The organism is Candidatus Pelagibacter sp., assembly GCF_052046145.1.
GTDB lineage: Bacteria > Pseudomonadota > Alphaproteobacteria > Pelagibacterales > Pelagibacteraceae > Pelagibacter.
Window position 1 is genome coordinate 741787 of sequence record NZ_JBNGZR010000001.1, and the last position, 13602, is coordinate 755388.

Consider the following 13602-nt stretch of genomic DNA (forward strand, 5'->3'; position numbering starts at 1 on the left):
TATTAGAATTAGAGTCTTTGGTCTTAAGTGTCTTTGTTGTTATTTTTACAACTATAAAAAGAAATATCTTTCTCTTTTTCCTCTTGTTTTATATTGGTTGTGATTTCGTGAATAAGTTCACCTGTTTTTCTAGTATAGACTGCAGACTCAGAGTAATTCCTCTCTTTATCAAATGCCTGGATTAAAAAAATATCCTTATTCGAAATTTTAACCTCTAAATCAATTTTATTAAAAAATTCTGATAAATTTTTAACAATTAAAATATCTGGTGTTTTTGACTCAATTATTAACTTATCAATATCTTTTCTTTGAATTTGATCTTTAGTGAAAGACTCAAAGTTATGGTTTGGATTTTTAAGTATAACCTTTTCAAATTTACAATTTAAATTCAAATCAGAATTTAGAGTAATATTTGTATTTTGAGCTTGTGCAAAATTAATACAAAATAATAAGCTGAATATTGATAGAAAGATTTTCATTTAATTAATTATATTAATAATACTTTTTTTTATTGTTTCACTTACTTTAATTGTTCCATCTTTATTGGGGTGTATACCGTCTTCTTGATTTAAACTTGGATTAAGTGCCACACCTTCAAGAAGAAATGGGATTAATGTTAAATTATACTTTTTTGATAACTTTGGATAAATAGCATCAAACTCTTTTTTATATTTTTCCCCATGAGTATCTGGCGCCACCATTCCAGCTAAAATAATTTTAATTTTTTTATTCTGAGCAACTTTTATTATTTGTTCTAAATTTTTTTCTGTTTCTTCTGGTTGAATTCCTCTTAGCATATCATTAGCTCCTAATCCTAAAATAATTAAATCAATACCTGACTCTGATAAACTCCAATCAGCTCTATTCAACCCACCTGACGAAGTGCTTCCAGAGACACTTCCATTAATAACTTTGATATTTAAACCAGCCTGCTTAAGATTGTTTTCTAAAACTATTGATAAATGATGTTCTTTAGGTAATCCATAACCAGCCATCAAACTATCACCAAATAAAACTACCTTTTCTATTGCACTTGCGTTTATGTGCACTAGAAAGAGTATCAAAACTTTAATAAATATTGTTTTATTCATGAGTGCTCTTCTTAAATTAAAAAAAATAAATCTCAAATACCAAACTGGTAAAGATAATATCAGTGTTTTAAAGAATATTGATTTAAATATTAAGAAAAAAGAAACTGTTTCAGTAGTTGGAGAAAGTGGCTCAGGGAAAACAAGTTTAATAATGTTAATTGGAGGCTTAGAAAAACCAACCTCTGGCAAAATTATTTTTAATGATCAAGACATAACAGTACTTGGTGAAGACGAAGTATCGGAAATAAGAAAGAAAAATATTGGAATAATATTTCAGTCGTTTTATTTAATTCCTAATTATACAGCAGTTGAAAATGTTGCTCTAACGCTTGAACTTAATAATTTTAAAAATCCAGAAAAAGAAGCAAAAATTTTATTAGATCGTTTTGGTTTGAAACACCGTTTTAATAATTTACCAAGTCAATTATCAGGTGGTGAACAGCAACGGGTTGCTATAGCTAGAGCAATTGCGATGAAACCAGAACTAATCTTAGCAGATGAACCAACAGGAAACCTAGATACAGAAAATTCTATCATGATTGCAAATATTTTATTTAAATATGTAAAAGAAGAAGGTTCGTCTTTAATAATGGTAACTCATGATCCTAAGCTTGCTGACAAAGCTAAAAGAAAAATAAAAATTAAAGATGGAAAAATTAAATAATCCTTCAGAATTTGGTTTGATTTTCAAATATGCTTTAAAAGATTTAAGCAGAAATTATTATAAAATTTCTAGTATCATTGTTACGCTATTTATAAGTCTTTTTATCTTAAGTGCTATTTTCACAATTGAAGATAGTCTTAAAAAAGAACTTAATGATAATGCCAAAGCACTTCTAGGTGGAGATTTAGAAATTGATTACAATCGTAATCAGGGAAATTTAGATTTAGTTAATCAAGTAAAAGAATTTGCAACTGTTTCTCAAATGATTGAGTTCAGTACTATGCTTTCAACTACTAGCAGAGAAAAAAATAAATCATTATTTACTAGAATTAAAACTGTGGATGAAAAATATCCTTTATATGGAAATGTTGTTTATGAACCAATTGGTGCTTATGAAAGAATGCAAAAAGAGCCCAATACTATCTTGATTAATGAAAGTTTATCAAAAACCTTAAATATTAAAATTAATGAAATAGTAAAAGTTCAAGATCAAAATTTTAAAGTAATTGGAATTATTAAATCAGTGCCAGATGTAAGTGGATTTGTTGCATTTGGCGATTGGGCTTTAGCAGGAAAACAAACTTTAGAAATTTTAAAACTTAATGGTATTGGAAATTTTTTAAACTATGAATACAAAGTAAAGTTTAATGAAAATGATAAGCCAGAGGAAATTGAACAACGAATTGAAGAAATCTTTAAAGACGATCAAAAAGTTAAACTTAGATATCCTGAAAATTCTGCGAGTGGTATAAAGAGAATTATTAATAATTTTTCTCAATTTTTATCTCTTGTATCTATCAGTGCAATGTTGATAGCAGGTATTGGAATAGCAAATACTTTGCTTTCTTTTATTAATCAAAACAATATGTCGATAGCTGTTAGAAAGGCAGTTGGCTTTTATTCAGGTAATATTAAAACACTTTATTATCTACAGTTACTTATGCTTTTATTTATCATTACTGTTTTAGCTTATGGATCCAGTTTTTTAATTGTTCCAATAGCAGATAAATATTTATCTGATGGATTAGGATTGAATGTTTATCCAGTATTTTCATTACTTAATTTTTTAAAAATATTTTTAGTAGGTTTGTTGGTTCTTATAATTTTTTCTATTCCAACAATCAGTTCTATTGATCAAGTAAAAGCATCTAATTTATTTAGAAACGTATTTCAAAACCTTCAATTTTATTATTCTAAGAGATCAGTTTTTCTAAGCTTTGTTTTACTATCTATCTTAATTTTATTATTCACGATTGGATCTGAACAACCTTTTTATAGCTTGGGTTACTTTGTTGCTTTTTTTGTGTGTTTAATTGTATTTTTCTTGCTTTCAAAATTAATCATTTTTTTTCTAAAAAAATTCAAATCTAGTTCAATAATTTCTTTAAAAGTTTCAATTAAAAATATTACCCAAACAAAAAGTATTACTCCTATTACAGTTATGTCTCTTGGCTTAGGGGTTACTTTGCTATTAACCCTAGCTTTAGTTGGTACAAATTTTCAAAGAGAAATTGCTAAATCTATTCCTGATATTGCGCCTGATTATTTCTTCGTAGGTATTCAAAAGGGAGAAAGAGAGAAATTTGAACAAGGAATTTTAAATATGGATCCAAATGCATCTATTGAAATTGTGCCAATGGTATCCTCTGGAATTGTTAAAATTAATGGTATAGATCCTAACACTTATATTAAACCAGATAATGATAGTTACTGGGTAATTGGTAGTGAACGAAGATCTTCTTGGGTAGAAAATGTACCTGTAGACAATCCAATTTTACAAGGTGAATGGTGGGATTTATCAAACCCTAATCAACTTCAAATATCTTTAGATGCAAAAGTTGCTAAAGATTTAAATATCCAGTTAGGAGATATTTTTACTTTAAATGTTTATGGGCGTGAAATTGAAGGAAAAATAATTAATTTCAGAGAGGTAGATTATCGAGATTTAAGCATCAACTTTGCAATGTTATTTAACCCTCAATTTGCAAAAAATATTCCACACGAATATTTGGCTACTGCAAAATTTAATTCAAATAAATTTGATGAAACTGAAATGATTGAAATTATGCCAAGTTTATCAATAATAAAAATTGCAGATTATTTATCTAAAGTTACAGCTGTTTTAAATAAAGTATTTATTGCAGTTACTTTAATTTCAGCAGTTACTATTGTTATTGGTTTAATTGTAATTTCGAGTGCAATTATGGTTCAAGGAAAAGTAAAAGAATATCAAAATTTAGTCTTTAAAATTTTAGGTTTTTCAAAAAAACAAATTGTTTTTTCTTCGTTAATTGAATTCATTATTATTTTTAAATCTGTAATTTTAATTGCAATACTCTTTGCGGTTATTGGTTCAAAATTTATTATAGAAAATATTTTTGAGCTAGTGTGGATGTTTGACTTTAAAGTTTTAATTTATTTAGGATTTTCAATTGGCTTTGTTACTTTAATTTTAATATTGCTAACAAACTTGAAATATCTAAATCCTAAAGTTTATCCTCTAATAAGAAATCAATAATTAGAATTTAGTAATTTTATTATCTAAAGAAATTAGATTTAATTCTACTCTCAATTTTGGAAATCTTTTTTTTATTTGTTTTTTAATTTTAGAGAAAGATTCTTTATGAATTTTTTTTTCATTTACTGGACTAAATTCTTTTTTTCCATTTACAATTTTAGCTGCACCACAATCTTTATGATTAATCACAATTAATTTTTCTATTTTATGTAATTGAATAGAGGTTTCTAAATTATCATAAAACGCTTTATGCCATTTTTTAAATTTATTATGTGTAACCCCAACCGCTGAACCTGCAATTGTAAAAGCGCTGTATTTTCCTATTAATTTTTTTTTCTTTAAGTGATTATGAACTAAATGTTGAAATCTTGGATCCATACAAGATAACACCATTGCTTTAAATTTTGATTTCTTCAATTTAATTCCACTTTAAACATAGCCTCATTTCTTCTATTCATTGGAAGGGTAAATGGACTGTCATAAGTTGCTCTAATTGGTGGGCTTATAATTGATATATTGTTTTTTTGTAACTCTTTTTCTAAAATTTCTTTATGTTTAATAAAATTTCCATCTGATGCTCGTCCAGAATACCTCAGTACTGCGTAGTATCCTCCTTCAATGTTAACTATCTTAACATCTTTCCTGCTTGGATTTGGTGCATTTTCTGAATTAAATTTAGAGGGCAAGTAAAATTGCATACTCATATTTCCATTTTTCTCAACCTGAGTAACTGGGGTAGTCATTTTAATTTTTTCTTGGGTATCGTTTCTGCCTGAAATGTAATTAAATAACTTTCTAAAATTACTATCTATTCCAGATTTCATTGTTTCCACCGCTAAACGATCAGAATATATTCTAATCTCATAAACTTCATTTTTAGAGACAACTTCATAATTTGCTTCTTCATAAGCCATAACTGCAGAATAAGGTAAAATAAATAAAGTACAAAATACTATAAAATAAAGTTTAATAATTTTCATTGTTATATAACTTTATATTCAAAATTTTGTGTAGTTTCATTAATTTGAATTAATTTAGCGCCATTTCTCTCATGAAAATTTGTTGCCATTTCTGTTAGAGGTGAAAGAGTTACCAATCTATTTAAATGATTAGATTTTTTTATATTTTTAAATACTTCTTTTACAATTAATTTTCCCCCACCCTTTTTTTTGGACCAGACAGTATAAGCAATTGCTATTTGGCCACCTGATTGATCTCTCATTGCTGTTTGAAGAAATGCATCAGTGCTTAATTTTTCTAACTCATCAACACTTTTTGGAATTTCATTTGTATAAGCAAAACACATTACAGCATGAATTTCTCCTTGATATTCGACACCAAAAATCTTTCTTCCATATCCTGTTCTAAACTTGTTATCTAATTCTGGTCTAACAGGATCCTCTTCAGGATTACATTCTTTAAGCTCAACAAGTTTTGCACCTTTAACCCATCCAAAAAAATTATCAATATTTTTACTTAAAGCTTGTCTATTTTTTCTTAATCTTGCTTTAATTCTTGGTTTAAATTTTTTTTTCATTTTTATAACAATTATTATCTAACACTTATTTAAAAATTTTAATGCGTTATTAAATCATACCAGATAATCATACAAAAGCTTTGCACTAGTAACAAAAATTAAAGCATATAAAATATTGTAAAATAATTTTTCCTCTATAATTTTAAGTAATTGATATCCAATTAATATTCCAAGCAATGCAACCGGAAACAATGTTGCTGATTGTTTAAAAGACTCAAAGTTTGTCATAGATAAACTAATATACAAAGGAAGTTTAATTAGGTTTACGAAAGTGAAAAAAAATATTCTTGTACCTACATAAATCTCTTTTTTCATTCTAAGTGGGAGTAAATAAAGGCTAGTTGGGGTTCCTCCTGCATGAACGCAAAAACTTGTAAATCCTGCAACTACCGAACAAGTACCACCTTTAAAAAAGTTTTTTTCTGATTTTTTTTCTTTATTTTTTTTAAAAAAAAAGTAATGACCAGCAAACAAGAAGCCCATAACTCCAATTATGAATTTTAGTAATTCTTCTGAAAAATATGAAAAAGTTAATGATCCAATAAATATCCCAATAGCTGCAAATGGAACCATTAATTTTAAAGTTCCTAAGTCAAATTCCTTTCTATATTTATAAACAGCAATGAAATCTGAAAATATTAAAATCGGTAAAATAATTCCTAAAGCTTGATTTAGCGGCATTACTATTGTCATTAACGGAACAGAAATTAAGGTCATGGATCCACCTAGGCCTGATTTTGCAATTCCGTATAAAATTATGGCTGGAACAACTGTGAAAAAAAATAATAAGTTTATTTCCATTTATATAATGATTTTAATAATTTAGATCCTAAAGGGCTAATTGGTTCCTGAAGTATTATTTCTTTTCCAGTTTTTTGCTTTACTAAATGTAATAGTTTAGTTGCTAACCCTTGTTTTCTAAAGATTGGATTAACAAAAATATACTCTACCTCACCTTTTTCATTAAATCTAACAAAGCCTATTGTTGTATTTTCATTTTTAAAGGTAAAAACTCCCTCAGTTTCCTCAATTTTAAAATTTGTAACTTCCAGACTGTTCATGAATCCTAGTAATTTAGGAGTAAAAGAATAACCGCTATTGCAGCAATAATGGAGCTAAAGACAATATAATTAAGCTTAATATTGAATTTTTTTTCTACAAATTCTGTAATTTTCTCCCAGAACAAAACAATCAAAAAAATAATAATTGCTGGAAGAATAAATTTAATCATTATTTATGCTTTTATATTATAACCTTTTTTAAGAAGACTTGTTACTATCACTATACAAATAATCAAAAAACTTAACATTAAACCAACACTTATCCATATATTAAAATCTGATACTCCATAAAATGAAAATCTCAGTCCATTAATCAAATATACTACTGGATTAAAATAAGTAACTATTTGCCAAAACTCAGGAAGCATATCTAAAGAATATAAGCTTCCACCTAAAAAAACCATGGGGGTTATAACAAGGGTAGGTATAATTGACATTTGTTCAAAATTAGAACTCATCAATCCAATTAAAAAACCGAACAATGCAAAAGTAAATGAAACTAACACTAAAAGAAAAATCATTAATATTGGGAATTTTACTTCAACTTCAACAAAAAAGGTTGAGGTAATAAATATCATACAACCTACAATTAAAGTTTTAGTTGCTCCTGCGCCAACAAATGCAAGAACTATTTCTAATGTTGATATTGGTGCTGCTAAAATCTCATAAATTGTTCCATTAAATTTAGGAAAAAAAATACCAAAAGATGTGTTGCTTATTGATTGAGTTAATAATGTAAGCATCAACAAACCAGGTACAATATATGATCCATAACTAATGCCATCAATATTTTCAACATAGCCTCCAATAACTGAACCAAAAACAATAAAATATAAAGAAGTAGATAATACTGGTGATAATAAAGATTGCATCAATGTTCGTCTAAATCTATCCATCTCATGAAGATAAATTGCTTTAAAAGCATAATAATTAAACATTTTTATTTTCCTTTACTAAACTTACAAAAATTTTTTCTAAAGTGCTTTGTTCTGTTTTTAAATCTTTTAATTTAAATCCTGCATCTTTTAAATCTTTAAGTAAATTTGTAATACCAGTTTGTTTTGCTTGAACATTGTAAGTATAATCAATGGATATTTTATCTTTTCCAATTTCAAGATTATATTTTTCTAAACTACTTGGTATCTCTTTGACCTCTTCTTGTAAGTCTACTGTAAGTTTTTTATGACCCATTTTCTTTAATAATTCTTTTGTTTCATCAACAACTATGATTTCTCCCTGATTGATTACTCCCACTCTATCCGCAATAGCCTCTGCTTCTTCTATGTAGTGTGTAGTTAAGATTATTGTAACGCCAGTTTTTCTTAAACTCTCAACAACTTTCCACATGTCTTGTCTTAACTCAACATCTACTCCAGCAGTTGGTTCATCTAAAAACAAAATAGTTGGTTCATGAGATAATGCTTTTGCAATCAAAACTCTTCTTTTCATTCCTCCAGACAATTGTCTAAGTCTTAAATCTTTTTTATCCCATAAACTTAAATCTTTTAAAACTTTCTCAATATGTTTTGCGTCAGGTTTCTTTCCGTACAAACCTCTAGAATAGGAAACGTTATTAAATACGGTTTCAAATTGTTCCAGAGTAAGCTCTTGTGGAACTAAACCAATTTTTGACCTTGTTTCTCTATAATCATCAATTATATCAAATTCGTCTACTGTAACCTTTCCAGAAGATGGTCTTACTATCCCACATATAATGCTTATGAGTGTTGTTTTTCCTGCGCCATTTGGTCCAAGCATTGCAAAAATTTCACCTTTCTTAATATTAAGATTTATGTTTTTTAATGCTTCAAAACCATTGTCGTATACTTTTGACAGGTTATTTATGCTTATTTGATCGTTTGACATGTAGATAAGCATATATAGAGACAATTTATGGTATTACAATAAATTTTAATTTTCCTAAATTAAACACAATGAAAAAATTTTTAGTATTTATCTGTTTTGTATTAACATTTAGCACCAAAGCAATTGGAAAAGAAACTACTTACAGTAAAGAATTGTTCAATAAAGCTCTATCAGAGGGAAAAGTTGTTGTAGTAAGTTCTTGGATTAAATATTGCTCATCATGTGCAGGTCAAATGGAAGTGTTAAAAAAAGCAAAAAAAGATTTTGAAAATATGGAATACTTTGCTTTTGATGTAACAAATAAAGAAATTGCTAAATTTTTTAACGTTCAATACCAAACAACACTTTTAATTTTCAAAGATAATAAAGAAGTTTACAGAAGTATTGGTGAGACTACCAAAGAACTTATTTATGATGCTTTAAAATCCTTTATTTGAATTTGATTTTTAAAATTATTGCAGGCAAAAATGTTGCAATTAAAAAAGATAAAAATAATAAAGATTGAGCTATAAAAGGTGAAAACAAGTCTTTAGACAAAAATACTCCCACTAACAAACTTTTAGAAAAATCTGGAAATGGAAACATTAAAAATCCAGCAACTAGACCAATTATAATTGAAACATAAGCAGTTTTTTCATCCACTTTATTATAGAAACTATAAAAAACAGTCACTACAAACGCACAACAAAATAAATCTGCAAGAAGGAATAAATATAAAATATCAAATCCTCTTGAAGCAACTCCAAAAGCAATGATAGACAAGATTAAAATAAAATATTTAGATATTTTTAAGTAATCAGTTTTTTTTCCTAAGTTAAAAGTTGCTTTGCCATCAACTGCAAACAAACTGGAAATAGCATTAACCAAAGTATCAACAGTAGAAATTGTTAATGCAAGACCAAGGATAACAATCAAAAAGGATAAAATTTCTGTTTGATCTTTTAATAATAAATTAAAAAAACCCAAATCAGGTCTAACAGATGAATCAATTGAAAATGAAACCATTCCAATAAAACCCATTAAAAAAACTATTGGAACTATAATAAAGAAAGAAATTAACAAACCATTTTTTAATGTTTGATAATTTTTTGCTGCATATACTCTTTGCCAATTTCCTTGATGAAATAAATTAGTTGCTGCAACTGCTATAAAGAAAGTTAATCCAGCAGTATATCCTGGAATATAATTTGAACTTACTAGCTGAGGGTTTTTCTCATTAATTAAAGAAAAAGAAAAATTATCTCCTGAAGATGAGCTAATAATTGAAATCAAAATAAATAATAAAACACCAATTACAATCATTTGAATATTATCAGTAAATATTGAGGCTCTTAGTCCTCCATAAAGGGTATAGCTTAAGGTAGCTACCAAAACTATCAATGCTGTAATCCACAATTCTGTTCCTGATATATAATTAATTAATACAGCAACTGCCGTTACTTCTGCACAAAGAAAAATAAACATATAAAAGATTGTCATTAACAAAATTAACTTAAATAGACTTTTGCCAAATTTCTTTCTCATAAACTCAACTAAAGAAGATCCTTTTGGAAACTCATTTCTAATTTTTTTTCCAAAATAAATTAAGAAAATCATTGGAAAAGCGGTGCCTAATGCATAACCAATAATAGCACCTACCCCACCCCAGGTTGCGGCCGCAACTGGACCAAATAAAATCCAAGCACCTAAAGCTGATGCTACAAGACTTGTGGTAAGAGAAAATAAACCAATGTTTCTATTTGCAGTTAAATAATTATTAATTCCTGGAAATTTTTTAGAATGAAGAATTCCTAAAAAAGCAAATATTAAACTAATTACTATAACTAATATTAATGAAGTTGATTGAGTTAAAAAATATGTTTTATCCATTTTATCCCTTTCTGAATTACCGGACAGGTTCATAGGGTATGATCTCAGTCTGTTAAGACACCCCTTTAAAATAATCTTTACATTATATTAGTCAATATAGCTAGTGATTTAAAATTGATTTCTTAAATTATTTTTGACTCTTATGATTCATTATTTCAATCATGCATTGAGTTGCATATGCTCTCCACTCAGATGATGTTTTGTTCTTTAGGCTATCCAGATGATTTCTGTTACTTTGAATATCATCTTTATGCTTAATATAATCAGCTCCATTTAGATTCTTTTCCATTTCAGACAAATTAGTTTCCATTGCCTTTATCCATTCATTTCCAAGCGCAACACATTTATGATCATCTTTTTCATCACAAATTTGTTTAAAAAAATTAAAAATAACATCATCAGTATTTACTGAAGTATTCATTAATTATTGTTTACAGGTACCAATAGACTCTGGACCACAAGTTTGACCATTAGTCCACGTTGCTCCAGTTAAATTAGCTCCATCAAAATTAGCATTGGTAATGTTAGAAGAAGTAAAGTTAGCTTCCATCAAATTAGAGTTTTGAAAATTTGCTTCGATTAAAGTTGCTCCCATAAAATCAACTCTAGTTAAGTTAGCTCCAGTAAAGTTAGTTTTTTCAAAATTTGCTCCGATAGAAACAGACTCGTAAAGGTTGGCTCTTACAAAAGTAGACTCAGGAAATGTGCCAAAAGATAAATTTGAAGTCATCATAATACTTTTATCAAAGTTTACTTGAATAAAACTTGCAAAAGAAAGATTTGAATTTGGAAGATAACTTCCTTGTAAATCTTGTGAGTCTGAGAATCTACAATTTGAATAATCAACACCCTCTGTTAAAGGATCATCACATGCAGCATTTGCATTTGATATAAATAATAAACTAAGCAAGATTAGTAGGAAAATTTTTTTCATATTCAAATTTAACAAATAAAATATGTCAAAACAATGAATGAGTGAAATATTTAGATTCTTATTTTTTTACCAGTTTTTGCACTTTTAGTTATTGCTGCAAAAATTTTGAGAGAAATTAAACCGTCATTACCATTCACTTTTGGTTTAGCTTTTTTAGTCACTACATCAGCAAAATGGTCAATTTGGTTTACTAATGTATTGTCATCTTTTTTATTTTTATCTTCATTAACAAAAATATTGTTCCACCAGCTTCGTTCTTTTTTATAGAACCAATATTTAAGATTAGGAAACTGTAAAGAACCTTTGGTACCTCCAATCATATAAGCAGATTGGTTAGTAATTGGGTATGCAGGATTTTCTCCAGCAGTTAATTCGTAGCTCCACGGTGCAACAATTGTATCTGACAAATTTAGTGTGCAAAGCGCTCCTGAATTAAAAATCAAGCTAATTGTAGCTGTATCCTCTACTTGAAATTTTCTAGTTTTATTTGTTGTAAATGCTTGCACATATTTTATTGAACCCAATAAATAACAAATCATATCAATGTCATGAACTAAATTAATACCTAAAGGCCCTCCACCTTTCCTAACTCTCCATTTTTCATTGTAATAAGCTTTGTGTTTATATAACCAGCATAAAACGTTTGCAGAAACTATGTTGCCCAATTTACCTTTGTTAATAACATCTTTTACTTTAGAGACTATTGAATTGTGTCTACGATGATATCCGATCAGCAATGGAGTTTTATTCTTATTAGAACTGCTTATTATTTTTTTTGCAGAATTCATATTATCTGAAATAGGTTTTTCTAATAGAACAGGTATTTTATTTTTTAAAAAACTAACAGTATGTTTTTCATGTAATTGATTTGGTGTAGCAACTATTACAGCATCAAGTTTTTTTGAATTTAAAAGCTCTGATACATTTGAATATAATGGGATTTTATATTTTTTTGATAAATTTTTAGCATTATTACTAATGTCTACTATAGAATGAAGATTTGCTTTCTTTGAATTTTGAATAGCTTTAATGTGTTGTAAACCCATTAAACCTGTTCCAACTATAGAAATATTAATTTTTTTACTCATCAATTAACTAATTTTAATTTTTGTAAAGCATGTATACCTTTTATTAGGTTTAATTAAAGTACTTGGAAAATTTTTATTATTAGGTGCATCAGGAAAATATTGTGTTTCTAAACAAATGCCTTGATAAGGAAATAATTTTTTTTTGTAATTTAGATTTTGTGCTGAATAAAGTTGAACACCAGGTAAATTTGAAAAAAAATCAACTTGAATATTAGTATTATTATTTTTTAAAGTTCCAACATAATTTCTATTATTTTTTTTTACACCAAAAGTGGTATCAAAACCCTTAAATTTAATATTGAGTTTTTTATTTTTAAAATAATCTAATTTTCTTCCAATGTTTTCAAAATTTAAAAAATTATAAATAGATTTTTTTACATTTTTGAATCTACCAGTTGGGATTAGATTTTTATTTATTTGAAGATATTTAGATGAGTTTAATTTTAATTCATGATCATAAATCATATTTTTGTTATTTTTTTCTAAATTCCAATAACTATGATTGGTTAAATTAACATGAGTACTTTTATTAGATTTATATTCGTATTTTATAATAAGAAATTTATTTCTTAATTGATAAATACAATTGACAACTAGATTTCCTGGAAAGCCTTGATCGTTATCTTTTGAATGTATTTGATATACTATTTTATCTTTTGTTTGATTTAATTTTTTCCATGGAAGAATTGAGAAACCGACTTTACCACCATGAAGAATGTTTTTTCCCTCATTTGCATTTAAACTAAATTTTTTATTACCTATCTTAAATTTTGCATTAGAAATTCTACCTGCATATCTTCCACAAGTAGATCCAACACTTGGATGTTTATACCGATAGTTTTCTTTTGATCCTAAGTTTAAAATTAAATTTATTTTCTTTTTCTTTTGATAAACTTCAAAAAGACTGGCACCGTAATTAAGAGTTTGAACTCTTAGATATTTATTTTGAATTGTAGAGCTTTCAACTTTCACCT

General features: G+C 27.2%; 17 protein-coding genes. 3 read left to right on the forward strand and 14 right to left on the reverse strand.

Annotation, left to right across the window (positions count from 1 at the left end):
- Positions 1–23: 23 nt before the first annotated feature.
- Both ACTT88_RS04015 and ACTT88_RS04020 read right to left on the reverse strand, forming a co-directional pair.
- The gene (locus tag ACTT88_RS04015; protein WP_440908037.1) at positions 24–479 is read right to left on the reverse strand and encodes a hypothetical protein; all 456 of its coding nucleotides are present in this window, start codon (positions 477–479) and stop codon (positions 24–26) included.
- Positions 480–1091, reverse strand: a complete 612-nt coding sequence (locus ACTT88_RS04020; RefSeq protein WP_440908038.1) for an arylesterase — start codon at positions 1089–1091, stop codon at positions 480–482.
- On the opposite strand from ACTT88_RS04020, the gene ACTT88_RS04025 reads away from it, so the two are divergent.
- Together ACTT88_RS04025 and ACTT88_RS04030 are read left to right on the forward strand one after the other, a co-directional pair.
- Positions 1090–1755: an ABC transporter ATP-binding protein gene (locus ACTT88_RS04025; protein WP_440908039.1), complete on the forward strand. Its 666-nt coding sequence runs from the start codon at positions 1090–1092 to the stop codon at positions 1753–1755. The genes ACTT88_RS04020 and ACTT88_RS04025 overlap by 2 nt on opposite strands.
- Positions 1739–4273: an ABC transporter permease gene (locus ACTT88_RS04030; RefSeq protein ID WP_440908040.1), complete on the forward strand. Its 2535-nt coding sequence runs from the start codon at positions 1739–1741 to the stop codon at positions 4271–4273. The genes ACTT88_RS04025 and ACTT88_RS04030 overlap by 17 nt, the downstream gene beginning before the upstream one ends.
- On the opposite strand, the gene ACTT88_RS04035 is transcribed toward ACTT88_RS04030, so the two are convergent.
- The 7 genes from ACTT88_RS04035 to ACTT88_RS04065 all read right to left on the reverse strand — a co-directional run bounded on the left by ACTT88_RS04035 (position 4274) and on the right by ACTT88_RS04065 (position 8737).
- Positions 4274–4690 carry a carbonic anhydrase gene (locus ACTT88_RS04035; RefSeq protein WP_440908041.1) on the reverse strand — a complete coding sequence of 139 codons (417 nt, stop codon included), beginning with the start codon at positions 4688–4690 and terminating at the stop codon, positions 4274–4276.
- A complete protein-coding gene (locus tag ACTT88_RS04040; protein WP_440908042.1) occupies positions 4687–5253 on the reverse strand; it encodes an SOUL family heme-binding protein in 567 nt (188 codons plus the stop codon). The genes ACTT88_RS04035 and ACTT88_RS04040 overlap by 4 nt, the downstream gene beginning before the upstream one ends.
- A gap of 2 nt (positions 5254–5255) precedes the next feature.
- A complete protein-coding gene (locus ACTT88_RS04045; RefSeq protein WP_440908043.1) occupies positions 5256–5810 on the reverse strand; it encodes a hypothetical protein in 555 nt (184 codons plus the stop codon).
- A 54-nt stretch (positions 5811–5864) separates the two neighbouring features.
- A complete protein-coding gene (locus tag ACTT88_RS04050) occupies positions 5865–6611 on the reverse strand; it encodes a sulfite exporter TauE/SafE family protein (protein WP_440908044.1) in 747 nt (248 codons plus the stop codon).
- Positions 6602–6871, reverse strand: coding sequence for a GNAT family N-acetyltransferase (locus ACTT88_RS04055; RefSeq protein WP_440908045.1), 270 nt, complete (start codon positions 6869–6871; stop codon positions 6602–6604). Before ACTT88_RS04055 ends, ACTT88_RS04050 begins: the two co-directional genes overlap by 10 nt.
- A gap of 173 nt (positions 6872–7044) precedes the next feature.
- Complete coding sequence (locus tag ACTT88_RS04060) at positions 7045–7809, reverse strand: ABC transporter permease (protein WP_440908046.1); 765 nt, start codon at positions 7807–7809, stop codon at positions 7045–7047.
- Complete coding sequence (locus ACTT88_RS04065; protein ID WP_440908047.1) at positions 7802–8737, reverse strand: ABC transporter ATP-binding protein; 936 nt, start codon at positions 8735–8737, stop codon at positions 7802–7804. Before ACTT88_RS04065 ends, ACTT88_RS04060 begins: the two co-directional genes overlap by 8 nt.
- Before the next feature lie 68 nt (positions 8738–8805).
- Between ACTT88_RS04065 and ACTT88_RS04070 the strand changes: the two genes are divergently transcribed.
- The gene (locus tag ACTT88_RS04070) at positions 8806–9174 is read left to right on the forward strand and encodes a thioredoxin family protein (protein ID WP_440908048.1); all 369 of its coding nucleotides are present in this window, start codon (positions 8806–8808) and stop codon (positions 9172–9174) included.
- Here the strand turns inward: ACTT88_RS04070 and ACTT88_RS04075 are convergent.
- The 5 genes from ACTT88_RS04075 to ACTT88_RS04095 form a co-directional block, all read right to left on the reverse strand.
- On the reverse strand, positions 9167–10606 hold the full coding sequence (locus ACTT88_RS04075) for a sodium:solute symporter family transporter (protein ID WP_440908049.1): 1440 nt from the start codon (positions 10604–10606) through the stop codon (positions 9167–9169). The two genes, ACTT88_RS04070 and ACTT88_RS04075, sit on opposite strands and share 8 nt — an antisense overlap.
- A gap of 127 nt (positions 10607–10733) precedes the next feature.
- Positions 10734–11027, reverse strand: coding sequence for a hypothetical protein (locus ACTT88_RS04080; protein ID WP_440908050.1), 294 nt, complete (start codon positions 11025–11027; stop codon positions 10734–10736).
- 3 nt (positions 11028–11030) lie between these two features.
- Positions 11031–11540, reverse strand: coding sequence for a pentapeptide repeat-containing protein (locus ACTT88_RS04085; RefSeq protein WP_440908051.1), 510 nt, complete (start codon positions 11538–11540; stop codon positions 11031–11033).
- A gap of 50 nt (positions 11541–11590) precedes the next feature.
- Positions 11591–12628 carry a Gfo/Idh/MocA family protein gene (locus ACTT88_RS04090; protein ID WP_440908052.1) on the reverse strand — a complete coding sequence of 346 codons (1038 nt, stop codon included), beginning with the start codon at positions 12626–12628 and terminating at the stop codon, positions 11591–11593.
- A 3-nt stretch (positions 12629–12631) separates the two neighbouring features.
- Positions 12632–13600: an aldose epimerase family protein gene (locus tag ACTT88_RS04095; protein WP_440908053.1), complete on the reverse strand. Its 969-nt coding sequence runs from the start codon at positions 13598–13600 to the stop codon at positions 12632–12634.
- Between the last annotated feature and the right edge of the window lie 2 nt (positions 13601–13602).